The organism is Pseudonocardia sp. 73-21 (assembly GCF_001899645.1).
Taxonomy (GTDB): domain Bacteria; phylum Actinomycetota; class Actinomycetes; order Mycobacteriales; family Pseudonocardiaceae; genus Pseudonocardia.
In genome coordinates this window covers 158,793-181,838 of record NZ_MKVV01000016.1, presented here as the reverse complement: position 1 = coordinate 181,838, position 23,046 = coordinate 158,793, and the positions used below count along the sequence as shown (strand labels likewise).

At 73.4% G+C, this 23,046-nt stretch carries 19 protein-coding genes and 1 pseudogene; 11 read left to right on the top strand and 9 right to left on the bottom strand.

Annotated features, from left to right (window positions below):
- Positions 1 to 148 precede the first annotated feature (148 nt).
- From BGP03_RS04000 to BGP03_RS03990, 3 genes are all read left to right on the top strand, one after another.
- Positions 149 to 1,219 carry a sugar ABC transporter substrate-binding protein gene (locus BGP03_RS04000; protein ID WP_296369759.1) on the top strand — a complete coding sequence of 357 codons (1,071 nt, stop codon included), beginning with the start codon at positions 149 to 151 and terminating at the stop codon, positions 1,217 to 1,219.
- A gap of 82 nt (positions 1,220 to 1,301) precedes the next feature.
- Positions 1,302 to 2,360, top strand: coding sequence for an ABC transporter permease (locus tag BGP03_RS03995; RefSeq protein ID WP_296369756.1), 1,059 nt, complete (start codon positions 1,302 to 1,304; stop codon positions 2,358 to 2,360).
- Between the two features lie 38 nt (positions 2,361 to 2,398).
- Entirely contained in the window at positions 2,399 to 3,172 is a 774-nt protein-coding gene (locus BGP03_RS03990; RefSeq protein WP_296369815.1) for an ATP-binding cassette domain-containing protein, read from the top strand.
- Between the two features lie 972 nt (positions 3,173 to 4,144).
- Here BGP03_RS03990 and BGP03_RS03985 read toward each other — a convergent pair.
- Positions 4,145 to 5,326: pseudogene (locus BGP03_RS03985) on the bottom strand (DNA polymerase Y family protein); the annotation flags it as partial.
- A 303-nt stretch (positions 5,327 to 5,629) separates the two neighbouring features.
- Positions 5,630 to 6,304 carry a hypothetical protein gene (locus BGP03_RS03980; protein ID WP_298800106.1) on the bottom strand — a complete coding sequence of 225 codons (675 nt, stop codon included), beginning with the start codon at positions 6,302 to 6,304 and terminating at the stop codon, positions 5,630 to 5,632.
- Positions 6,305 to 6,665: 361 nt separating this feature from the next.
- Here BGP03_RS03980 and BGP03_RS03975 point away from each other — a divergent pair, with 361 nt between their 5' ends.
- The gene (locus BGP03_RS03975; RefSeq protein ID WP_298800098.1) at positions 6,666 to 7,736 is read left to right on the top strand and encodes a glycosyltransferase family 2 protein; all 1,071 of its coding nucleotides are present in this window, start codon (positions 6,666 to 6,668) and stop codon (positions 7,734 to 7,736) included.
- Between the two features lie 3 nt (positions 7,737 to 7,739).
- Positions 7,740 to 7,895, top strand: coding sequence for a hypothetical protein (locus BGP03_RS03970; RefSeq protein ID WP_296369754.1), 156 nt, complete (start codon positions 7,740 to 7,742; stop codon positions 7,893 to 7,895).
- Between the two features lie 65 nt (positions 7,896 to 7,960).
- Here BGP03_RS03970 and purH read toward each other — a convergent pair whose 3' ends face one another.
- The 6 genes from purH to sucC form a co-directional block, all read right to left on the bottom strand.
- The gene (gene purH, locus BGP03_RS03965; protein WP_296369753.1) at positions 7,961 to 9,532 is read right to left on the bottom strand and encodes a bifunctional phosphoribosylaminoimidazolecarboxamide formyltransferase/IMP cyclohydrolase; all 1,572 of its coding nucleotides are present in this window, start codon (positions 9,530 to 9,532) and stop codon (positions 7,961 to 7,963) included.
- Positions 9,529 to 10,167 (bottom strand): phosphoribosylglycinamide formyltransferase, encoded by a 639-nt coding sequence (gene purN, locus BGP03_RS03960; protein WP_296369752.1) that lies wholly within the window; start codon positions 10,165 to 10,167, stop codon positions 9,529 to 9,531. Before purN ends, purH begins: the two co-directional genes overlap by 4 nt.
- Before the next feature lie 103 nt (positions 10,168 to 10,270).
- Positions 10,271 to 12,373: a DUF6350 family protein gene (locus BGP03_RS03955; RefSeq protein WP_299735459.1), complete on the bottom strand. Its 2,103-nt coding sequence runs from the start codon at positions 12,371 to 12,373 to the stop codon at positions 10,271 to 10,273.
- Positions 12,374 to 12,428: 55 nt separating this feature from the next.
- A complete protein-coding gene (locus BGP03_RS03950) occupies positions 12,429 to 13,382 on the bottom strand; it encodes a DUF5336 domain-containing protein (protein WP_296369748.1) in 954 nt (317 codons plus the stop codon).
- A 175-nt stretch (positions 13,383 to 13,557) separates the two neighbouring features.
- Entirely contained in the window at positions 13,558 to 14,445 is an 888-nt protein-coding gene (gene sucD / locus BGP03_RS03945; RefSeq protein WP_296369745.1) for a succinate--CoA ligase subunit alpha, read from the bottom strand.
- Positions 14,446 to 14,449: 4 nt separating this feature from the next.
- Positions 14,450 to 15,622: an ADP-forming succinate--CoA ligase subunit beta gene (sucC, locus tag BGP03_RS03940; protein WP_296369743.1), complete on the bottom strand. Its 1,173-nt coding sequence runs from the start codon at positions 15,620 to 15,622 to the stop codon at positions 14,450 to 14,452.
- A 209-nt stretch (positions 15,623 to 15,831) separates the two neighbouring features.
- On the opposite strand from sucC, the gene BGP03_RS03935 reads away from it, so the two are divergent.
- Together BGP03_RS03935 and BGP03_RS03930 are read left to right on the top strand one after the other, a co-directional pair.
- Complete coding sequence (locus BGP03_RS03935; protein WP_296369742.1) at positions 15,832 to 16,794, top strand: alpha/beta fold hydrolase; 963 nt, start codon at positions 15,832 to 15,834, stop codon at positions 16,792 to 16,794.
- Positions 16,795 to 17,109: 315 nt separating this feature from the next.
- Positions 17,110 to 17,901 (top strand): M23 family metallopeptidase, encoded by a 792-nt coding sequence (locus BGP03_RS03930; RefSeq protein WP_296369740.1) that lies wholly within the window; start codon positions 17,110 to 17,112, stop codon positions 17,899 to 17,901.
- A 4-nt stretch (positions 17,902 to 17,905) separates the two neighbouring features.
- On the opposite strand, the gene pcrA is transcribed toward BGP03_RS03930, so the two are convergent.
- Positions 17,906 to 20,308, bottom strand: a complete 2,403-nt coding sequence (gene pcrA / locus BGP03_RS03925; protein WP_296369738.1) for a DNA helicase PcrA — start codon at positions 20,306 to 20,308, stop codon at positions 17,906 to 17,908.
- Between the two features lie 149 nt (positions 20,309 to 20,457).
- Between pcrA and BGP03_RS03920 the strand changes: the two genes are divergently transcribed.
- The 4 genes from BGP03_RS03920 to BGP03_RS03905 all read left to right on the top strand — a co-directional run bounded on the left by BGP03_RS03920 (position 20,458) and on the right by BGP03_RS03905 (position 23,002).
- A complete protein-coding gene (locus BGP03_RS03920; RefSeq protein WP_298800085.1) occupies positions 20,458 to 20,802 on the top strand; it encodes a chorismate mutase in 345 nt (114 codons plus the stop codon).
- 53 nt (positions 20,803 to 20,855) lie between these two features.
- Complete coding sequence (locus tag BGP03_RS03915; RefSeq protein WP_296369736.1) at positions 20,856 to 21,173, top strand: hypothetical protein; 318 nt, start codon at positions 20,856 to 20,858, stop codon at positions 21,171 to 21,173.
- A gap of 16 nt (positions 21,174 to 21,189) precedes the next feature.
- Positions 21,190 to 21,915 carry a PIG-L deacetylase family protein gene (locus BGP03_RS03910; protein WP_296369734.1) on the top strand — a complete coding sequence of 242 codons (726 nt, stop codon included), beginning with the start codon at positions 21,190 to 21,192 and terminating at the stop codon, positions 21,913 to 21,915.
- A 136-nt stretch (positions 21,916 to 22,051) separates the two neighbouring features.
- Positions 22,052 to 23,002, top strand: a complete 951-nt coding sequence (locus tag BGP03_RS03905; protein ID WP_298800083.1) for a hypothetical protein — start codon at positions 22,052 to 22,054, stop codon at positions 23,000 to 23,002.
- Positions 23,003 to 23,046: the final 44 nt, after the last annotated feature.

The window sequence follows — 23,046 nt, the reverse complement described above, 5'->3', positions numbered from 1 at the left end:
CAGGTGTCAACGTTGTCAAGACCGCCGCCATCGTGTCCCACTTGTTACTGATCGTCTTATGTCAATCTCTTGTAAAGCGGGCTCCAAGCCGTCAGAGTCTGCCGACAACGTTGTCTAACCCTAGTCGACGATGACGAAAGGTCAGCAGATGAACCAGCCATGGACCGTCCGCCGCAGGGCCGCCCTCGTAGCCACGGGCGCCGTCGCCGCGGTCGCCCTCAGTGCCTGCGGTGGTGGTGCCACCAGCAGCGGGGCCGCCCCCTCCGGTGACAAGCCGATCGTCGGCCTCATCACCAAGACCGACACCAACCCCTTCTTCGTCAAGATGAAGGAGGGCGCCCAGAAGGCGGCCGACGCCGCGGGCCTCACGCTGCAGAGCTTCGCGGGCAAGCAGGACGGCGACAACGAGGCCCAGGTCCAGGCCATCGAGACGCTGATCTCGGCGGGCGCCAAGGGCCTGCTCATCACCCCGAGCGACTCCAAGGCCATCGTGCCGTCGCTGGACAAGGCCCGCCAGGCCGGCATGCTGGTGATCGCACTCGACACCCCCACCGACCCGGCCAACGCCGCCGACGCCACCTTCGCCACCGACAACTTCCAGGCCGGCCAGCTGATCGGCGAGTGGGCCAAGGCCAAGCTCGGGGCCGGCGCGGCCACCGCGAAGATCGCGATGCTCGACCTCAACGCCAACCAGGTATCGGTCGACGTGAAGCGCGACCAGGGCTTCCTCAAGGGCTTCGGCATCGACGTGGCCGACGAGAACAAGATCGGTGACGAGTCCGACCCCCGCATCGTCGGCCACGACGTCACCGACGGCGCCGAGGACGGCGGCCGCACCGCGATGGAGAACCTGCTCCAGAAGGACCCCTCGATCAACCTCGTCTACACGATCAACGAGCCGGCCGCGTCGGGCGCCTACCAGGCCCTCAAGGCCGCCGGCAAGGACAAGGCCGTCACGATCGTCTCCATCGACGGCGGGTGCCCCGGCGTCGCCGCGGTCAAGGCGGGCCAGATCGGTGCCACCTCGCAGCAGTACCCGCTGAAGATGGCCTCGCAGGGCGTCGACGCGGTCGCCGCGTTCGCCAAGGACGGCAGCAAGCCCGCCGCGACCGCCGGCAAGACCTTCACCGACACCGGCGTCACTCTGATCACCGACCAGGCCCAGAGCGGTGTCGACTCCAAGGACACCACGTTCGGCGCAGCCAACTGCTGGGGCTGACAGCCCGGCTGGGGTGAGGCCGGCCACCGCCCCTCGCCCCAGCCGCCCGTCCATCAACCGCATCGCACGAAGGAGTGCACGCATGGCGAACGACCCCACGAGCGGCGGCGCCACGGCCACCGCGCCCACCCCCGACGCCCCCGGCTTCGACGAGCGCCGGACGGCCACCCCTCTCCAGCGCATCCAGCACGTCCTGCACGCCCAGCCCGTCCTCGGCCCGCTCGCGGTCCTGGTCATCGCGATCATCGCGTTCTCACTGGTCAGCGGCCGCTTCCTGTCGGCGGCCAACCTCGGGCTCGTGCTCGCCCAGGTCACCGTCATCGCGGCGCTCGCGCTGGGCCAGACGCTGATCATCCTCACCGCGGGCATCGACCTCTCCGTCGGCGCGATCGCGGTGTTCTCGTCGATCCTCATGGCCAACATGGCCACCAAGCTCGGGATCCCGGGTGCGCTCGCGCTGATCATCGGTCTCGTCCTCGGCACGGCCATGGGCGCCTTCAACGGCTTCCTGGTGACGCGGCTGAAGCTGCCGCCGTTCATCGTCACGCTCGGCACCCTGAGCATCTTCTTCTCGCTGAACTCCGTGGTGTCGCGCAGCGAAACCATCCGCGGCTCCGACATGCCGCCGATCATGACCGCGCTCGGTGACAACGCCTTCTCCCTCGGCGGCTTCCGCGTCACCTGGGGCTCGATCATCATGCTGCTGATGTTCGCGTTCTTCTTCTACGCGCTGAGCAACACCGCGTGGGGCAAGCACGTCTACGCCACCGGCGACGACATCGAGGCCGCCCGGCTGGCCGGTATCCGCACCGACCGGGTGCTGCTGTCGGTGTACACCGTGGCCGGGCTGATCTACGCGATCGCCGCGTGGATCCTCATGGGCCGGCTCGCCTCGGCCAGCCCCAACGTCGGCGTCGAGTACAACCTCGACTCCATCACCGCCGTCGTCCTGGGCGGCACGAGCCTGTTCGGCGGGCGCGGCCTGGTGCTCGGCACCCTGATCGGCGCGCTCATCGTCGGCGTGTTCCGCAACGGGCTGCAGCTCGGCGGCGTCGACGTCGTGTGGCAGGGCACCGCGATCGGGCTGCTCGTGCTCGTCGCCGTCGCCATCGACCAGTGGATCAGGAAGGTGCGGGCATGACCCACGCGGCCACCGAAGAGGACACCACGGCCACCGACCTGCGGGAGCCCGTGCTGCAGGCCAAGGGCCTCGTCAAGCGCTACGGCCCGGTCACCGCGATCGCGAGCGGCGACCTCGAGCTCTACCCTGGCGAGATCCTCGCGGTCATCGGCGACAACGGCGCCGGCAAGACCAGCCTCATCAAGGCGCTGTGCGGGGCCATCACGCCCGACAGCGGCGAGATCCTGCTCGACGGCAAGCAGGTGCACTTCCGCAACCCGATGGAGGCGCGGCTGGCCGGCATCGAGACCGTCTACCAGTCGCTGGCCGTGGCCCCCGGGCTCGACATCGCCGACAACCTGTTCCTCGGCCGCGAGGAGCGCAAGTCCGGTGTGCTGGGCTCGGTGTTCCGGATGCTCGACAAGAAGCACATGCGCAGCGAGGCCAAGCGGCACATGAGCGAGCTCGGCGTGGCCACGCTGCAGAACATCGGACAGGCCGTGGAGAGCCTGTCCGGCGGGCAGCGCCAGGCCGTCGCCGTCGCCCGCTCGGCGGCGTTCGGCAGCAAGGTCGTGATCCTGGACGAGCCGACCGCCGCGTTGGGCGTCAAGGAGGGCAACCGGGTGCTGCAGCTCATCCGCGACGTCCGCGACCGCGGCCTGCCGGTCATCCTGATCAGCCACAACATGCCGCACGTGTTCGAGGTGGCCGACCGCATCCACATCCAGCGGCTCGGCCGGCGGGCCACGGTGATCACGCCGCAGTCGCACTCCATGTCCGAGGCCGTCGCGATCATGACGGGGGCCGCGGAGCCACCGCCGCACTCGGCCTGAGTCCACGGGCCCGCCCCTCCATGGGGCGGGCCCGTGTCAGTCGTAGATCCCGGCGACCCACCACCGCCCGTCCCGGACGACGAGCAGGAACGCCACGCCGTCCTCGCCGAGCACCTGCACCCGGCTGCTCTCGTCGGCGTCCGGGGCCCACCACCGCTGCTGCACCGGCCACGGCCCCGCCCACCCCGCGACGGTGCGCGCCCCGCCCCCGTCCACGACCAGCCGGTGCGGGGGCGCCGAGAGCCGGTCGGGTTCCACGAGCCGCACCGGAGCGCCGTCGGCGTCGAGGAGCTCGGCGGGCAGCGGCTGCGGGGGCACGGTGGCCGGCGAGGGCGCCGGCAGCCGCCCCGGCCACGACGGCGAGGTCTCGCGCACCGTTCCGGTGCGGGTCGAGCCGCGGGTGGGGACCCGACGCCGGGCCGTGGAGCGCGGCGGGGCGGGTCGCTTCCTCCGACCGACGAGGCTGTCGGGGCCGGCGCCGACCAGCCGGGCCGCGGTGAACGGGGGCGGCCCGGACCCGGGGGTCACCGGTCCCGGCTCGGCGCGGTCCAGGGCTGCGCGGTCCAGGGCTGCGCGGTCCAGGGCTGCGCGGTCCAGGGCTGCGGGGTCCGGAGCCGGCCCCGTGATCGTCGGCTGGGGACCTTCGGCCGCAGTATCGACGGCTCCCGATCCCGAAGCGCTGATCACGGCCTCGGGGTGCGGGGCCTCCTCCTCGATCAGCGCCCGGGGACCCGCGGCCGCGGTATCGGCAGCTCCGCGTCCCGAAGCGTCGATCACGGCCCCGGGGTGCCGGACCCCTTCCGTGATCAGCGTCCGGGGACCATCGACCGCGGTATCGACGGTTCCCCGTCCCGAACCGTCGATCACGGTCTCGGGGTCGAGCCGGTAGCCCTCCATGATCGGCGTCCGGGGACCGGCGGCGGTGCTCCCCGCCCCTCCCGGTCCCGAGGCGTCGATCACCACGTCGTCCTCCCGCGCGTCGCCCCAGGGCACCAACCGCACCTGCTCGCCGGGGTCCCGGCCGCCGGTCAGCACCGCGGTGACCACCGCATCGGGCCCCAGCAGCGCCTGCACCCGCACCAGTGCGCGCCCGGCCCGCTCGTCGGCCTCCCCGACCTCGCCCCACAGCCCCAGCTGCAGCGCGCCCGCAGTGACCGTCTCCTCCGGCACGAGCCACAGCCGGTCCACCGCCCCGGCGTTCCCGCGGGCCAGCCAGGAGTCGAGCTGCCAGCGGACGCGGTCGACGGTGCCGGACGGGGTGAGCGGCTCGGCACAGCGCCAGACCCGGTGCAGCTCCTCCCCCGCCACCGTCCGCGCAGCCACCCCGAGCCGGGTGCACGACAGACCGTGGCCGGCGAGGGTGCGGTGCAGCCGCTCGGCCAGGCCGCGGGCGGCGAACGCGGCGGCGTCGACGCGGTCGACGGGAGGGTCCAGCTCGATCTCGACGGTCAGCTCCTCCGGCGGGCGGCGGCGCACCGGCGGGCGGGGGTCGAGCCCCCGGGCGAGCCGGTGGCACAGCACCGCGTCGGCCCCGAACCGCGTGGCGACGTCCTCGGCGTCGAGGCCCGCGAACGCGCCCAGGCTGCGCAGCCCGAGCCGGTCCAGCAGCCCGACGAGCTCGGAGCGGTCGACGTCGGGCTCGCGGTCGAGCTCCGCCACCCCGAGCGGGGCGAGGAACGCGGGAGTGTCGCCCGGGGCCACCGTCAGCCCCCGCCGGGCCGCGAGCACCGCGGCGAACAGGCCGTCGGCGAACCCGGCCTGGCACTCCACACCGGTGCGGGCGGCGATCTGGTCCACCAGCCGCTCGGCCGCGGACAACTCCCCGCCGAAGTACCCGACGGGCCCGCGCGCGGCGAGCACCACGAGCCCGGGCCGCACCACCTCCACCCCCGGCGCCAGCTCCTCGACGGCGAGCACCACCGGCTCGAACGCGCGGGCGTCCCGGTCGGGATCGGGAGCGAGCACGGCGAGGTCCGGGCAGCGGGCCTGGGCCTCCCGGCGCCGCAGCCCGCGCCGGATCCCCTGGGCCCGCGCCACCGCCGAGCACGCCAGCACCCGGTTGGCGACGAAAACCGCGGCCGGCCGGTGCGCCGGCACGTGCGCGTCCCGGGCCGCGGCGGTGACGGGCCAGTCGGGCGACCACAGCGCCAGCACCCGGGCGCTCACCGCGGACCACCCAGCCCGGCGCCGTCGCGAGATCGGCGTCTGCGGTGCGGGGGCCGCACCGGTGCAGCCCCCGCACCGCAACCCGCGATCTCGCCCACCGGGTCGGGCCGACGACGGCCACAGCTCGCCAGTGGACCCCGCTGATCACGGGCAGATGGCGGCCCGCCGACCTCCCTCGGCCACCATCTGGCCGTGATCAGCGTCGCCGGGGCCGGGCGTGGGCGTCGCCGGCCAGGGCGGCCCATCACCAGGACCCGACTCGGACTCGACCGCCGCTGCCGCAGCCCCCGCTCACCCCGCCGCCCGGGCCGGAAGGTGCGTGACGGCATCCGGCTCGCCCGCTGTGCCGACGACACCGCCCGGGGCCGGCAGCAGCAGGTGCGCACGCCGTCCACCGGGAGCCACCCCCCGCCCACGCAGCTGCACCCGGGCCCGCCGCTCGCACAGCCGGCCGCTCCCCGCCCCGATGCCCCGCCACTGCACGTCGGCGCAGCCCAGCTCCACGTCGGCACCCGGCCACGGACCCAGCGCCAGCAGCACCGCGCCACGCTGGCGGGCGCGGGCCGCGAGCCGCTGGCGGTCGGCCGCCCGCACCCCGGCCCGCGCGGCCCCCGCGACGGCGACGACGTCCAGGCCGTCGAGCAGCGCGGACGTGACGGCCAGCAGGTCGGCGCCCGGGTGGGGCACCAGCGCCAGCCGGTCGAGCCGGATGCCCGCCTCGGCCGCGGCCACCAGCCCGAGCTCCGGGCGGCCGACCACCCCCGTCCAGGCCCCGCCCGCGGACGCCTCGGCGAGGAGCGCCAGCAGCAGCGAGGTGGACCCCGGACCACCGGACACCGACACGGTGGACCCCCGGCGCAGACCACCGGCCGGCAGCAGCCGGGCCAGCGGCGCGGCCACCGGCAGCACGCGCCCGTCGGCCTCCGGAGCCGCGACGGGCCGCACGCTCGCCGCCCGGTTCTCCATGCCCCGCAGCAGGCTGCGGGCCAGCTCCAGCCTCCGCTCGTGCACACTGCTGACTGCCACATCGACTGCGGCCTCGACCACGGCATGCCTCCCCGGCATTCGTGCCGAGGGGAAGTCGGCGATCTCGAACGTGTGTTCGAACTCTAACCGGCGAGAGCCTCGGCCTCAACCCCCCGCCCGAGCGACATCGAACGTCAGTTCGATCTGTGCACAGCTCCATCCACACCTGTGGACAACTGGCTGGACACGGATGTCGCTCACCCCCGGCCGCTACGAGCCGTGCTGGTGCCGCGCGGGTCGACACACCCCGGGTGGGTGAAGTAGCTGGGACCGGCCTCATCGGCCGTACACACTGGGCCACATGCTCGTTGCGGTCGTTCCCGCGCACGATGAGGAGCGCACCCTTCCGGAGTCCCTGAGGTCACTGCGTGTGCAGTCCCCGGCGCCCGACCGGGTCGTGGTGGTGGCCGACAACTGCACCGACGGCACCGCCGCCGTGGCCGCCGCGCTCGGTGCGGAGGTCGTCACGACCGCGGCCAACACCGGGCGCAAGGCCGGGGCGCTCAACCAGGCCCTGGACGTCCTGCTGCCGTCCCTCGCCGACGACGACCAGGTGCTCGTCATGGACGCCGACTCGGCGATCGTGCCCGGGTTCCTCGCCGCCGCGACGGCGTGGTTGCGCGACCACCCCGGCACCGGGGCGGTCGGCGGCGTGTTCACCGGCCGGGCGGGCGGCGGACTGGTGGGCGCGTTGCAGCGCAACGAGTACGCCCGCTACGCCCGCGAGGTGGACCGCCGCCGGGGCCAGGCAATGGTGCTCACCGGTACCGCCACGCTGTTCCGGGTGGCGGTGCTGCGCGAGATCGCCGCGGCGCGCGGCCGCGTCCTGCCCGGCCGGCCGGGATCGGTCTACGACACGCTCGCGCTCACCGAGGACAACGAGATCACCCTCGCGGTGAAGTCCCTCGGCCACGCCGCGGTCTCCCCGCGCGAGTGCGGCGTGCTGACCGAGATCATGTCGACCTGGCGCGACCTGTGGCACCAGCGGCTGCGCTGGCAGCGCGGCGCGTTGGAGAACCTCCGCGCCTACGGGTTGACCCGCGTGACGCTCCCCTACGCCGCGAAGCAGATCGCGATGTACCTCGGCATCGTCGCGGTCGCCCTGTTCCTGCTGGCCACGGTCCTGTTCGCCGCGCACGGGGAGCTGGGGCCGCCCCGCGGCTTCTGGCTCGCCGTCACCGGGCTGTTCGTGGTCGAGCGGGCGTGGACGGTGCGCACCCGGGGCCCGCGCGCCATGCTGCTGGCCGCACCGATCGTCGTCGAGTTCGGCTACGACCTGTTCCAGCAGGCCGTGTTCCTGCGCGCCGCCGCCGACACCCTCGGCCGCCGCGCCGTGCACTGGCACCACGCGACGTCCCTGCGGGCGGCCTGATCCGTGTACGGCAAGCTCGGCTCCACCGCGTTCCTCGCCACGCCCGCGGGCGCGCTGGCCTGCACCGGGCTGGACGCGCTCTGGTACGTGGTGGCCGGCTTCACGCTGGTGGCGGCCGGTTTCGCGGTGGGGCGTCTGCTGCCCCGCCGCCGCAAGTGATCCGCAACTCGGCCGCCCGAAACCGCCGACTCGCGCGCGCGAAACCGCCGACTCGCGGGGCCGGGTCAGTGGGCGAAGTGGCGGGTCCCCGTGTGGTACATCGTGACGCCCGCCTTCGCCGCCGCCTCCGTCGACTCGGCGTCGCGGACCGAACCACCCGGCTGCACGACGGCCGTCACGCCGGCGTCGATCAGCACCTGGAGACCGTCGGCGAACGGGAAGAACGCGTCGGACGCCGCCACCGAGCCGCGAGCGCGGTCACCCGCGCGGGCGACCGCGAGCTGCGCGGCGTCCACCCGGTTGACCTGGCCCATCCCGACGCCGACGGCGGCGAGGTCCGACGCCAGCAGGATCGCGTTGGACTTCACCGCGCGGCAGGCCCGCCAGGCGAACGCGAGGTCGGCGAGCACCTCCTCCGAGGCGGGCTCGCCGGTGGCCAGCGTCCAGTTCGCGGAGTCGTCGCCGGGGGCGTCGATCGCGTCGCGCTGCTGCAGGAGCACCCCGCCGGAGATCGGCCGCATCTCGACCCCGCCCTGCCGGCCCGGCGTGGTCAGCCGCAGCACGCGCACGTTCTTCTTGCGCGCCAGGATCTCCAGCGCCCCGTCGGCGTAGGACGGGGCGAGCACGACCTCCGTGAAGATCTCGGCGACCTGCTCGGCCATCGCGACGCTGACCTCGGCGTTGGCCGCGATCACCCCGCCGAACGCGCTGACGGGGTCGGTGGCGTGGGCCTTGCGGTGGGCGTCGGCGATGTCGGTGCCGATGGCGATGCCGCACGGGTTGGCGTGCTTGATGACCGCGACGGTCGGGGCGTCACCGTGGTCGTGCGCGGCCCGCCAGGCGGCGTCGGAGTCGACGTAGTTGTTGTAGGACATGGCCTTGCCGTGCAGCTGCTCGGCGTCGGCGAGGCCGCCCGCACCCGAGACGTAGAGCGCGGCGGCCTGGTGCGGGTTCTCGCCGTAGCGCAGGGTGGCGCTGCGCTCCCAGCTGCCGCCGACCCAGGCGGGGAACAGCCCGCCGTCGGGGTCCGGCGCGAGCACGTTGCCCATCCACGACGCGACGGCCACGTCGTAGGAGGCGGTGTGGCGGAACGCGTCGGCGGCCAGCAGTCGGCGGTCCGCCAGCTCGAAGCCGCCGTTCTTGATCTGCTCGAGCACCCACCCGTAGCGCTGCGGATCGACGACGACGGCCACGCTGTCGTGGTTCTTCGCCGACGCGCGGACCATCGCGGGCCCGCCGATGTCGATCTGCTCGACGCACTCGTCGGGGGCGGCGCCGGACGCGACCGTCTCGGTGAACGGGTAGAGGTTGCTCACCAGCAGGTCGAACGGCGCGATCCCGAGCTGCTCGAGCTGCGCGAGGTGCTCGGGCTTGCGGGTGTCGGCCAGCAGGCCGGCGTGCACGCGGGGGTGCAGGGTCTTGACGCGGCCGTCGAGGCACTCGGGGAAACCGGTGAGCTCCTCCACCGGTGTGACGGGCACCCCGGCGTCGGCGATGCGCTGCGCGGTGGAACCGGTGGAGACGATCTCGACGCCCAGCGCGTGCAGCCCCGTGGCCAGCTCCAGCAGCCCGGCCTTGTCGTAGACGCTGATCAGGGCCCTCTTGACGGGCCTGCGCGCGGATTCGGCTGAGCTCACGGGATGGTCACCTCTCGTCCGGTCACGGTGGCCCCTTGCCGGGCCAGCGCGGCGACGGTGCCCACGAGCAACCGTCGCTCCTCGATCTTGATGCGTTCGTGCAGCGACGCGACGGTGTCGCCGGGCTCGACCGGCACGGCGGCCTGCGCCAGCACCGGGCCGGTGTCCATGCCCTCGTCGACGAGGTGGACGGTGGCCCCGGTGACCTTGACGCCGTAGGCCAGCGCGTCGGCGACGCCGTGGGTGCCGGGGAACGACGGCAGCAGCGCCGGGTGCGTGTTGATCATCGGGGCACCGGCGCCCGCGAGGAAGCCGGGCCCCAGGATCTTCATGAAGCCCGCGCTCACGACGAGGTCGGGGCGGTGCTCGGCGACGGCCTTGGCCAGCGCGGCGTCCCAGGCGGCCCGGTCGGCGTGGTCGCGGACGCGGACGGTGAACGCGGGGATGCCGGCGCGCTCGGCCCGGGCGAGGCCCTCGATGTCGCCCCGGTCGGCCCCGACGGCCACGACCTGCGCCGGCAGGTCCGGTGCGTCCAGCAGGGCCTGCAGCAGGGTGCCCGACCCGGACACCAGCACCACGACGCGGGCCGGGACGGGGATCTCGACCCGGTAGGGCGGACGCGGCGGCGCGGACAAGCGGGCTCCTCGACGAACGGGGGCTGGCGAACAGGGCCTGGCGGATGGGGCTGCGGGATGTGCCCTCAGCCTAGGCCGCGGCGCAGGTCACACGCCGGTCGGCTCACCCCTCGGCCGCCTCCCGGGCGGCCTGGCGGGCCCGCATCGCCACGAGCTCGGCGACCGTCCGCGGCGCCGGCTCACCCTCCCCGGCCCCCCACGACCGGCTCCCGTTCGCCTCCTCGGGCGCGTCGCCGACGGTCTCGTCCGCGGCCGGCGTCCGTTCCGGCCCGTCGGCGGCCGGGGGGGCGTCCGCCCCGGCATCGACGGTGTGGTCACCGCCGGCCGGGCCGTCCGCCCGGTCGCGCTCGCCGAGGTCGTGCAGACGGTCCGCCGGTGCTCCGGCCCTGTCCCGGCCGGCCCCGTCCCGGCCGACCCCGTCGTGATCGGCCACGTCGCGATCAACACCGTCACGGCCGGCCCCGTCGTGATCGGCCACGTCGCGATCAACACCGTCACGGCCAGCCCCGGCACGATCGATCCCGTCGCGGCCGGCTCCGTCGCGGCCGGCCGCATCACGGTCTGCCCCGTCGCCGGTCACCTTCCGGTCGTCGACCAGGTCATCGGCGCGGTCCACACCGCCGTCGCCTGCGGCTGTGACCTCATCGCCGGCGTCCTGGTCGGCGGCGTCCACGTCGACCGCGTCCTGCTCGACTGCGTCCTGCTCGACTGCGTCCTGCTCGACTGCGTCCTGCTCGACCACGTCCTGCTCGGCCACGTCCTGCTCGGCCACGTCCTGCTCGGCCACGTCCTGCTCGGCCACGTCCTGCTCGGCCACGTCCTGCTCGGCCACGTCCTGCTCGGCGGGACGCCCGTCGTGCCGGCCGGCTCCACCACCCGACGCCGCCCGTCGCCGGACGCGGGCCGCGCGGGCCCTCGCCGCGGCCGACCGCTCCGGGCCGTCGTCCGCAGCCTCGGCCTCCTCCGCCGCATCGTCGAGAGCGTCGGCGTCGGCGTCGGCGTCGGCGTCGGGGGCGCCGTGGCGCTGGACCGCCACCACGATCAACGCCGGAACGCCGACGAGCAGGAGCGTCGCCGGGATCACGAGCCCGGCCGGCACCCGGATCGGGTCGAACACACCGGCAGCCAGGTGCCCCCCGGCGAGCACGGCCAACAGCCCCAGCGCCAGCGCGGACAGCACCGCGGCGGCGACGGCGGCGGCCAGCTGCGCCGGGCCCTCCACCGAACGGCGGCAGACGAGACCCGCCAGGACGCCCGCGCCGATCGGCACCGCCAGCACGGCGAGAGCCCACACCGGCGGCGTCGTGGTGGGCAGGGCCGCGAGCAGCGGGATGTGCGAGGCCGCACCGCCCGGGTAGGCGGCGAACGGCGACGCCGTGGCCGTCCCGACGGCCACGCCCGGGCCCAGCACCCAGGCGGCTCCGGCGATCACGGCGTTCGGCAGGTAGGCGAGCATCAGCAGCGTCAGGCCCAGACCGGCGCCGACCCCCGGAGCGAGCTGCCGGTACGCCTCGGCGACCGACGGCGCGCTCACCACGAGTGCCGCGAGCAGCGCGAGGGCACCGGCCGCCAGCACGGCCACGAGGGCGACACCGGCGGCCCGCAACCCCGCCGAGGCCCACCCGGGGACCCGCTCGGTCCACTCGGCGGGCAGCCCGCACGTCCGGGCGACCCCGAACGCGGCCGCCACCCCGGCCACGAGCCCGCCGCCGATCATGGCCGCCCACGGGGCGGCGCTCACCTCGGCGGCCGAGGGCAGTAGCGCACTCCCGAGTACGGCGACCGCCGCGTGCGCACCCGCGACCGAGGCCAGCACGGCCCCGGCGTCGGCGCGGAAGCGGCAGCCCAGGCGGCGCACCGCCCAGACCGACCCGGCCACCACCACCGCGATCACGACACCGGTCGGCAGCAACGGCAGGACGCTGAGGGGCTGCCCCTGCAGGACCAGCGGGATCTGGTGCGCCGCGAGCCACAGCGGGATCGCGGCGGCGAAGGCGCCGTCGATCGACAGACCCCCGCCGGCGGTGACGACGACGAGCGCCGCCGCCGGGACCAGCAGCGCGTAGCTGACCAGGACGGTGCCCATCGCCCCGGCGAGCAGGATCCGCAGCCGGTCGAGGCCCTCGACCGGCGTCACCGCGGGGGCGTCGTCGGGGCCGGCGACGCCCCCGTCACCGTCCGCCCGTCCTTCGAGGGTGCTGGTCATCGTTCCAGGGTCGCAGCGCGGGGCGCCGCGACCGGGCAGCCACGCCGATCGGTCTCTAGTTCTTCCTGCTGTCGTCCGACGGCAGGAACCGCGTGGTGCCGTTCTCGTCGGAGCCGGGCTGCTCGTGGCGTCCCTCGCCGGTGGGTGAGGTGGCCTCGCCGGGACGGATCGCACTGGTCACGTCGGACCCGGCGGGTGCCGGCGACGCCGGGGGCGTCCCGACCGGCGTCGAGACGGTGGCGTCGGAACCGCCGCCGTACCAGGGCGCGGCGGGCTGGGCCGGGGACTCGGGCGCCTGGGAGGCCCAGGCCGGCTGCTCCGGCGCGGACGGGTTCTGCTGGCCGTAGCCACCGGTCTGGCCGAAGGCCGGGGCCTGTCCGTAGGCCGGCGGCTGCGAGCCGTACTGCGGGGCCCCGTAACCAGGCTGGCCGTACCCGGGCTGTGCCCCCGGCTGGCCGTACCCGGGCTGCCCGTATCCGGGCTGGCCGCCCTGCTGCGGGTAGCCCGGCCCGTAACCGGGCTGGCCCCCCTGCTGCGGATAGCCGTGGGGATAGCCGGGGAACTGCTGCTGCCCGTGGTCGGGGGCCTTGGGGCGCGGTGCGGGCGCGGTGAGGATGCCGGCGTCCATCAGCACGGCGCCGACGGCGGCCACGGCCTCGAGGAACGCGACCACGAGCGCGATGACCACCGTGGTGGACGCCCCGCCGCCGGCCACGGCCTGCAGCAGGATCAGCATGCCGACGGTGACGGCCACCGCCCCCGGCAGCAGCACCTTCCCGACCTTCGGCAGGACCGAGGCCCCGACGAGGAGCCCGCCGCCGACGAGCAGCGGTCCGAGCAGGGTGGTGGTGAGCCCGAACTGGGCGAAGAACCCGAGCAGGTAGACGACGACGCCGAGGCCGGCTGCGCCGAGCGCCAGCAGCCGCACCTGCCCCAGGACCGGCTGGGTGTCGGACGAGGCCGTGGACGCCGTGGACTCGGCGGCCGGAGGTGTGGGTTGCTGCGACATGACAGGAGACTCCCTAGGGTGGCGGACCCCCGCGGCCCACCGTGAGGCGGTACCGACGGTAGACCAGGCCCCTGAGAGCGACCTGTGCCCCGTCGGTTCGACGGGGCACAGGCGGCGCGTCACACGCGATGGGTCACACGCGATGGGTCACACGCGATGGGTCACACGCGATGGGTCACAGACCCGCGATGATCTCCCGCATCAGGTCGGCGGTCTCGCTCGGCGTCTTGCCGACCTTGACGCCCGCGGCCTCGAGGGCCTCCTTCTTGGCCTGGGCGGTGCCGGCCGAGCCGGAGACGATGGCGCCGGCGTGGCCCATGGTCTTGCCCTCGGGCGCGGTGAACCCGGCGACGTAGCCGACGACCGGCTTCGTCACGTGCTCCTTGATGTAGGCCGCCGCGCGCTCCTCCGCGTCGCCGCCGATCTCGCCGATCATGACGATCGCGGCGGTCTCGGGGTCGGCCTCGAAGGCCTCGAGCGCGTCGATGTGCGTGGTGCCGATGACCGGGTCGCCGCCGATGCCGATGGCGGTGGAGAAACCGATCTCGCGCAGCTCGTACATCATCTGGTAGGTCAGCGTGCCCGACTTCGACACGAGCCCGATCTTGCCGGCGCCCGCGATGTCGGCCGGGATGATGCCGGCGTTGGACTTGCCGGGGGAGATGATGCCGGGGCAGTTCGGGCCGATGATGCGCGTCTTGTTGCCCTTGGCCACGGCGTGCGCCCAGAAGTAGGCGGAGTCGTGCACGGGCACACCCTCGGTGATGATCACCAGCAGCGGGATCTCGGCGTCGATGGCCTCGATCACGGCGTCCTTGGTGAACTTCGGGGGCACGAAGGCGACGCTGACGTTCGCGCCGGTCTCCTTCATGGCCTCCTCGACGGTGCCGAAGACGGGGAGGCTCTTGCCGCCGATCTCGACCGTCGTGCCGGCCTTGCGCGCGTTCACGCCGCCGACGATGTTGGTGCCCGCCGCGAGCATCTTGGTGGAGTGCTTGGTGCCCTCACCACCGGTGATGCCCTGGACGATGACCTTGCTGTTCTCGTTCAGGAAGATCGACATTGGTTCAGGCCCCCGCGTGTGCGAGCTCGGCGGCCTTGTCGGCCGCGTTGTCCATCGTGTCCACCTGGGTGACCAGGGGGTGGTTGGCGTCGTCGAGGATCTTGCGGCCCTCGACCACGTTGTTGCCGTCCAGCCGGACGACGAGAGGCTTGGTGGCCGAGTCGCCCAGGATCTTGAGCGCCTCGACGATGCCGGTGGCCACCGCGTCGCACGCGGTGATGCCGCCGAAGACGTTGACGAACACCGCCTTGACGTCGGGGTCGCCCAGGATGACGTCGAGGCCGTCGGCCATGACCTGCGCCGAGGCGCCGCCGCCGATGTCGAGGAAGTTGGCGGGCTTGACGCCGCCGTGCTTCTCGCCCGCGTACGCGACGACGTCGAGGGTGCTCATGACCAGGCCCGCGCCGTTGCCGATGATGCCGACCTGGCCGTCGTCGAGCTTGACGTAGTTGAGGCCCTTGGCCTTCGCCTTGGCCTCGAGCGCGTTCTCGGTGCGCTGGTCGACCAGCGCGGCGTGGTCGGGGTGGCGGAACTCGGCGTTGTCGTCGAGCGTGACCTTGCCGTCCAGCGCGATGATCTTGTCCTGCGGGTCGCGGACCAGCGGGTTGACCTCGACGAGCGTGGCGTCCTCGGAGACGAAGGTCTCCCACAGCTTGACCACGGCGTCGGCGGCGTCGTCGATCACGACGGCCGGGAACTTGGCCTGCGTGAGGATGTCGACGGCCTTGGCCTTGTCGACGCCCACGATCGCGTCGATCGGGATGCGCGCGAGCGCGTCGGGACGCTCGACGGCGAGCTGCTCGATCTCCATGCCGCCCTCGGCGCTCGCCATGGCGAGGAAGGTGCGGTTGGACCGGTCGAGCAGGAAGGAGAAGTAGTACTCCTCCGCGATGTCGCTGGCCGTGGTCACGAGGACCCGGTGGACCGTGTGGCCCTTGATGTCGAGCCCGAGGATGGCGGTGGCCTTCTCGGCCGCCTCGTCGGGCGTCTCGGCGAGCTTGACGCCACCGGCCTTGCCGCGGCCACCCACCTTGACCTGCGCCTTGACCACGACCGCGGTGCCGAGCTCGGCCGCCGCCGCCTTCGCGTCCTCGGCCGTCTCCACGGTCTTGCCCGGCAGGACCGGGACTCCGTGCGCGGCGAAGAGATCCTTCGCCTGGTACTCGTAGAGGTCCACTCGGCTTCTCTCCCACTCCGCTGTGTCTCCGACGAGCCCTCTGCGGAGGGAGAGCCCGCGAATGTGCTTCGTGATGGACCCTAGCGACGGTTGCCGAACGTGCCCTGACCTGGGCCGGTGACCGCTGTCACCCGACTGCCGCCCGACCCCTCGATCACGGCACCGCCACAGATCCAGCGATTGTGCCGCCGATCACCTACCGTTCATGCATGGCGCTGGTCCGCGGAGGGCTCGACCGCCTGGCCACGATGGCCGACGCGGTGCGCACCGGCGTGGGCGAGGTGGGCCAGGCCGCCGGTTACGTCGCCCGCACGTTCGGCACACCCGCCGGGGTGCGCGGCATCGCCGTCGAGTGGACGTGGCTCGCCGCCCACCTGGCCGTCTACCCGGCCGGGGTCATCGCCGAGCAGCTCACCGAGTCGGACGACGGCTACCGCACCGACAACCTGCGGCCGTTGCGCCGCAGCCACGTGGTCACCGACGTGGAGGCGGCGGGCACGCCGATCCTGCTGGTGCACGGGATCATGGACAACCGGTCGGTGTTCACGGTGTTTCGCCGCACGCTGCGCCGTCGCGGCTTCGGCGTGGTCCACGCCGTGAACTACAGCCTGTTCACCGGCGACGTCCGCGACGCCGCCCACCAGCTGCGCAACCACGTCGAGAAGCTGCGCGAGCAGACCGGTGCCGACAAGGTGCACATCGTCGGCCACTCGCTGGGCGGCATGATCGCCCGCTACTACGTGCAGCGGATGGGCGGCTCCGCCGTCGTCGACACGCTCGTGACGCTGGGCAGCCCGCACACCGGCACCCTCACCGCCTACCTGATGCCCACGCCGCTCGCCCGTCAGCTGCGTCCGGGATCCGAGCTGCTGGAGGAGCTCAGCGGGCCGGCGCCGCGCTGCTCCACGCGTTTCCTGGCGGTCTGGAGCCGGATGGACCAGATGATCGTGCCGCAGCGCAACGCCCGTCTGAACCACCCCGACCTCGACGTCGAACAGCTCGAGATACGTGACGTCGGTCACCTTTCACTCCCGATCGACCCGAAGGTCGTGCACTGGGTAGCCACGGCACTCGCTCGTTCGGACCATCGGCATCACTCTTTCCGCCGTGGTCAGACCCGGAATGTGCGCGCGGTCCCCACTCTCCGTGAGCAGGACTCACCCGCGTCCTGAAGTCGTCCGACCCGGATGCGACACGCCGCAACCTGATTTGCCCACCGCGAGTGACCAGCGCTACGTTTCACCGGCCCGGGTCACAGACCGGTCACGACGGCAACAGGGACGACCCCGAATCGCCCCCGCGGAACTCCCCATCCGCGCCGACGCCGACCGACGCGGGCACCACCGGCACTCGTTCGAGAAGGGCAGGTCTTGGCGCGCCACCGCTCCCCAAGCGGCGCCCAGGAAGACGAACCCGACCGCACGACGCGCATCGCTGTCGTCGCGGTCCCGGGTGTGCACCGTCTCCCTCCGCCACCCGCCGCGTCCGTGCACGGACGCGCGACGGTCGCTGCTGTCGCAGCGGGCGCCGTCGTCGCGGCCGGGCAGACGCTCGTCTCGTTCGCGATGCCCGCCGACGCCGGCCCGGTGGTCACGAGCGCGATGCTGCCCGTGGCCCAGGTCAGCGCAAGCGCGCCCACGTCGGGTGGGTCCGGTTTCGCCGTCAACGCGATCGGCGGCGACCAGCTGCCGGGCAACACGCTCGCGATCGGCGCGCTCGACCCCCAGTCCGAGGTCGACGTGCAGAACCTCGTCAAGGCCACCTCCATCGGCCAGCAGCTGGCCAAGCAGGCCGCGCTGATCGACGCGGCCGAGGCCGGCGGCGCCACCGACGCCCACGTGGTCGACGACCAGGTGTTCGTCCGGCCCGCCATCGGCCGGTTCACCTCCGGCTTCGGCGGCCGCTGGGGCGTCACCCACTACGGCATCGACATCGCCAACGCCATCGGCACGCCGATCTACGCCGTCACCGACGGCGTGGTGGAGGACGCCGGCCCCGCGTCCGGCTTCGGCCTGTGGGTGGTGCTGCGGCACCCCGACGGCAGCCACAGCGTGTACGGCCACGTGAACCGGATGTTCGTGAAGGTCGGCGAGAAGGTGAAGGCCGGCGAGCAGATCGCCGAGATCGGCAACCGCGGTCAGTCCACCGGGCCGCACCTGCACTTCGAGATCTGGCAGCCCGACGGCACCAAGATCAACCCGTTGCCCTGGCTGGCCGACCACGGCATCAACATCGGCCAGGACCCCGGTGCGACGGGGGCCCCGGGCGAGGTCCCGTAGTCCCTCAGAGCTTCTGCATCGGCACGCCGCCGATCAACATCAGCCGCACGGTGCCCGCGCTGCCGAAGTCGATGGTGACGGTGGCGCGCACGCCGGTGCCGTCGGACGCCACGACCGTGCCCAGGCCGTACTTGTCGTGGTTGACGCGATCGCCCACGTCCAGGCTCAGCGACGGGGCCATGGACGCCTTCGGCACGTTCCAGCTGCCGCGGTCGGTGGCGTTCGGCCGCTTACCGAAGCCGAACCGGCCGACGGGGGCCGAGCGTTCGGGCTCCGAGCGCCGCCAGTCGACCAGGTCGCCCGGCACCTCGCCCAGGAACCGCGACGCCGGGTTGGCGTTGGGCTGCCCGAACGACGACCGGATCATGGCGCGGGAGATGTAGAGGCGCTCCCGCGCGCGGGTGATGCCGACGTAGGCCAGCCGCCGCTCCTCGGCCAGCTCGGCCGGATCGCCCATGGCCCGCATGTGCGGGAACACGCCGTCCTCCCAGCCGGTGACGAACACGACCGGGAACTCCAGGCCCTTGGCGGTGTGCAGGGTCATCAGCGTGACCATGCCCTCGTCGTTGTCGGGGATGGAGTCGGCGTCGGCGACCAGGGCCACCCGCTCGAGGAAGGCCGCGAGCGAACCCGGCTCGGGGACGCCGGGCTCCGGCTCGCCGCCATCGAAATCCTGCTGAGCGAACTCCGGGGCGACGGCCGCGTCGGCCACGGCCGCGTCGCCGGCGAACTCCCGCGCCACCGTGACCAGCTCGGCGAGGTTGTCGCGCCGCGACCCGTCCTGCGCGTCCTCGCTGGCCTCCAGCTCGTCGGTGTAGCCGGTCTTGGCGTAGATCGCCTCCAGCAGCTCGGCCGTGGCCTCGCCGCGCTCCAGCAGCTCACCCAGCTCGTCGAGGATGCGGACGAAGCCGGCGATGCAGCGCTGCGACCGGGTGGTTAGCGACGGGATCCGCTGTGCCGATGCGCCCTCCGCGTTCGCTCCGGTCGGCGGCTGCTCGGCCGCGATGCGCAGCGCCGCGGCGAACGAGATGCGCTCCCGGTCGGCGTAGGACGCCACGAGCTCCTCGGCGCGGTCACCGATGCCGCGCTTGGGCACGTTGAGGATGCGGCGCAGGCTGACCGTGTCCTCGGGGTTGGACAGCACCCGCAGGTACGCGAGCGCGTCGCGGATCTCCTTGCGCTCGTAGAACCGCGTGCCGCCGACCACCTTGTAGGGCAGCCCGACCCGCACGAACACGTCCTCGAAGACCCGGGACTGCGAGTTGGTGCGGTAGAAGATCGCGACGTCGGAGTTGCGGTAGTCACCGGAATCGACCAGCCGGTCGATCTCCTGCGCGACGAACGCGGCCTCGTCGTGCTCGTTGTCGGCGACGTAGCCGACCACCTTCTCCCCGTCGCCCTGCTCGGACCACAGCCGCTTGTCGCGGCGGTCGGGGTTGCGGGCGATGACCGCGTTGGCCGCCGAGAGGATGCGCTGGGTGGAGCGGTAGTTCTGCTCCAGCAGGATGGTGCGCGAGTCGGGGAAGTCCTTCTCGAACTCGATGATGTTGCGGATGTTGGCACCGCGGAACGCGTAGATCGACTGATCGGAGTCGCCGACGACGCACAGCTCCCCCGGCGCCGCGCCGGGGACCGCGGGGGCCACCAGCTCGCGGACCAGCACGTACTGCGCGTGGTTGGTGTCCTGGTACTCGTCGACCATCACGTGGCGGAAGCGCCGCCGGTAGTACTCGGCCACGGCGGGCAGCCGCTGCAGCAGCGAGACCGTCTCCATGATCAGGTCGTCGAAGTCGAAGGCGTTGGCCGTGCGCAGCCGGGCCTGGTAGACGCCGTAGACCTGCGCGACCGTGCGCTCGTAGGCGTTGGTGGCGCGCTCGACGGCGTCGTCGGGGCCCAGGAGCTCGTTCTTGAGGTTCGAGATCTGCGCGGCGACGGCCCGCGGGGCGTACTTCTTCGCGTCGAGCTCCAGATCGCGGGAGACCAGCGCGATGAGCCGGCGCGTGTCGTCGGCGTCGTAGACGGAGAACGCGCTGCGCACGCCCAGGTGCTGGGCCTCACGGCGCAGGATGCGCACGCACATCGAGTGGAACGTGGACACCCACATCGCGTTGGCCCGCCGGCCCACCAGCGCGTCGACGCGCTCCTTCATCTCGGCCGCGGCCTTGTTGGTGAAGGTGATGGACATGACCTCGCCGGGATGGACGTGCCGCTCGGCGAGCAGCCAGGCGATGCGGTGGGTGAGCACACGCGTCTTGCCCGACCCCGCACCCGCGACGATGAGCAGCGGCGAGCCCGCGTGCACCACCGCCTCGCGCTGGCGTGGGTTGAGCCCCTCCAGCAGGGCCGCGCCACGGGCGGTGGCGGGCTCGGCGGAGGTCTGGCCGGGTAGTTCGAACAGCGCACTCATCGTGTTCGAAAGAGTACCGAGCCTCCCCGACAGTCCTGCGCTGTGGCACACTGACGTCGTGCTACTGATCAACGGGCAGTTTTTCTACGGGTACCGGGTTCCGGTTCCCGTGGCCTGCTGACCAGCCCCCACGACGCCCCGGAGTCCACATGGACCCGGGGCTCTTCCATGGGCGCGGGGCCAGGACCCGACACCAGGAGGAAGCGATGCCCGACACGACCGGTGTCCCCGCCGACGACACGCTCACCGAGCAGCAGATCCTGTCCTACCGCGACGAGATCAACGAGCTCGACGCGGAGATCCTGCGGCTGATCAAACGCCGCAGCGAGGTCTCGCAGCGCGTCGGCCGCGCGCGGATGGCCGCCGGTGGCCCCCGGATCGTCTACAACCGCGAGATGACGGTGCTCAACAAGTTCGGCGAGCTGGGCACGGACGGCCGGGAGCTCGGCATGATCCTGCTGCGGCTGGGCCGGGGGCGGCTCGGCGGCCGCTGACGCCGCCGCCGCGCGGCCGCGGAGTGGCACAGTGAAGTGGCACAGTGGAGTCCATGGGAACTCTGATCGGGATCGTCGCGTTCGTGGTGGCCCTCGTCGGGCTGCTCGCGGCGCTGGGGCACGTCGGCTACCTGGCGATGCTGAACAACGCGGCGCGCAAGCGCGGCGTCTCCGGCGGCGCCACGGCCGACTACGTCTCCGGCCGCTGGAAGGTGGCGGGCGGCACCGCGGGCGTCGCGCTGATCGGGCTGCTGTTCACCAACGGAGGCATCGGCCCGGACATCATCGGCCTGATCCTCGGTGGCGGCGCGGGCATCGCCGCCCAGCAGTCCCTCGGCACCACCCGCAAGCAGTTCCGGGGCGAACTCTGACCCGTACTGTTCCTCCGTGCCCACACCCCTGACCGACGTCGAGCGCGTCCTCGTCGTCACCGCCCACCCCGACGACGTCGACTTCGGCGCGGCCGCCACCGTCGCGTCCTGGACGCAGGCCGGCATCGAGGTCTCCTACTGCATCTGCACCTCCGGCGACGCCGGTGGCTTCGACGACACCCCGCGTGCGGACATGGCCCCGCTGCGTGAGGCCGAGCAGCTCGCCGCGGCCAAGGAGGTGGGCGTCCAGGACGTCACGTTCCTGCACTACCCCGACGGCCGGCTGACGCCGAGCGTCGAGCTGCGGCGCGACATCAGCCGGGAGATCCGCCGCGTGCGGCCCCAGCGGGTGCTCACGCAGTCGCCGGAGATCTACTGGAAGCGGGTCGGCGCCTCGCACCCCGACCACCGCGCCGCGGGCGAGGCCGCCCTCGCCGCCGTCTACCCCGACGCGCGCAACCCCTTCGCCCACCCCGAACTGCTCGCCGACGAGGGCCTCGAGGCCTGGACCGTTCCCGAGATGTGGATCATGGCGGCCCCCGAGGAGCGCACCGACCACGTCGTCGACGTCACCGCCACGATGGACCGGAAGATCGCCGCGCTGCTCGCGCACACCTCCCAGACGGCCCACATGGACGACCTGGAGGGGCGCCTGCGCGGCATGGCCGGCCTCGTCGCCCGCCGGTTCGACCTGCCCGAGGGCACGCTCGCCGAGGCGTTCCAGATCGTCTCCATCGGCTGAGCGGTCGACCACGTTCGACGAGCGGAGATGCACCGTTCGAGTGAACGGCGGTGAACGGACGAATGGAACTTGGCGCAGAGCGTGCGCATCCGGTAGACATTCGACAGTTCGTTCACTCCAAAGGGGGACCCACGCAGTGGCTCAGTTCGCGTCCGCCGGTGGGTCCCGGTCGTCCGCGACCGTACTCACGGTCGCCGACATCCTGCGCCGCAACGCTCCGGTGCCGGTCAAGGCCCACGACAGCCTGGACAGCGCACCCCTGTCGGTGGGGAGCCTGCTGCGCCGTGAGGGCCGGGCCACGCACGCGCTGGACCGCCCGCTGAAGCCGCGCGCCTCGCAGGCGGAGGACGAGACCACCCTGGTGCCCCGCACCGCGCCGGTCACCCGCCGGACCGTGAAGGGTGGGACCATCGCCGCAGGCTCGCTGCTGGCCGCAGGGTCCGTCTTCGGAGCCACGGTGCTCACCGACACCCCGGCCGACCAGGACTCCGCCACGGGCCCCTACGCCGGCCATGGCATCCTCGACGGCACGGCCGACGCCGGCAGCACACCCACCGTCGCGATCTCCCCGGCCGCCAACACCGGCGGCCTCGACGCCGGCGCCGGGGCACCGTCGTCCTGGGTGCCCGTGGCGTTCCCGAGCGCGCTCGCCGGCAGCTCCGACGGCGCGGCGAAGCCCGGGACCACCGCGAAGGCCCCCTCCACCGGCACCCCGGCGAAGAGCAGCGGCACCGGGAGCCCGACCGGCTCCACCGGTGGCGGCTCCGGCACGGGCGGCACCACCGGCGGCGGCAACTCCGGCGGCAGCGGCGGCACGACGGGCGGCACCCCGAGCAGCAGCGGCGTGGACGGCACCGTCACCTCCCTCACCGGGGCGGCCGGTGGCGCGGTGGACAACGTCGGCGGCGCCATGCCCGGCCCGGTCGGCGGCGCCGTCTCGGGCCTCGGCACCACCGTCTCCGGTGCCGGCAAGGCGCTCGGCCCGACGGTCGACACGGTCACCCAGCCCGTCACCTCGGCGCTGCAGCCGGTCACCCAGCCCGTCACGTCCCTCGTGGGTGGGCTGGTCAGCGGCCTGCTCGGGTGACGGGCGGCTGGCCCGCACCCGCTGACACCCCATTCGTGCGCGCG

Excerpts from the sequence above, each read along its gene's own strand:
- BGP03_RS03950 (WP_296369748.1), bottom strand. The coding sequence starts at position 13,382 with ATGTCGCAGCAACCCACACCTCCGGCCGCCGAGTCCACGGCGTCCACG.
- BGP03_RS03955 (WP_299735459.1), bottom strand. The coding sequence starts at position 12,373 with ATGACCAGCACCCTCGAAGGACGGGCGGACGGTGACGGGGGCGTCGCC.
- BGP03_RS03920 (WP_298800085.1), top strand. The coding sequence starts at position 20,458 with ATGGACCCGGGGCTCTTCCATGGGCGCGGGGCCAGGACCCGACACCAG.
- BGP03_RS03975 (WP_298800098.1), top strand. The coding sequence starts at position 6,666 with ATGCTCGTTGCGGTCGTTCCCGCGCACGATGAGGAGCGCACCCTTCCG.
- BGP03_RS03935 (WP_296369742.1), top strand. The coding sequence starts at position 15,832 with ATGGCGCTGGTCCGCGGAGGGCTCGACCGCCTGGCCACGATGGCCGAC.
- BGP03_RS03995 (WP_296369756.1), top strand. The coding sequence starts at position 1,302 with ATGGCGAACGACCCCACGAGCGGCGGCGCCACGGCCACCGCGCCCACC.
- BGP03_RS04000 (WP_296369759.1), top strand. The coding sequence starts at position 149 with ATGAACCAGCCATGGACCGTCCGCCGCAGGGCCGCCCTCGTAGCCACG.
- BGP03_RS03980 (WP_298800106.1), bottom strand. The coding sequence starts at position 6,304 with ATGGAGAACCGGGCGGCGAGCGTGCGGCCCGTCGCGGCTCCGGAGGCC.
- BGP03_RS03915 (WP_296369736.1), top strand. The coding sequence starts at position 20,856 with ATGGGAACTCTGATCGGGATCGTCGCGTTCGTGGTGGCCCTCGTCGGG.
- pcrA (WP_296369738.1), bottom strand. The coding sequence starts at position 20,308 with ATGAGTGCGCTGTTCGAACTACCCGGCCAGACCTCCGCCGAGCCCGCC.
- sucD (WP_296369745.1), bottom strand. The coding sequence starts at position 14,445 with ATGTCGATCTTCCTGAACGAGAACAGCAAGGTCATCGTCCAGGGCATC.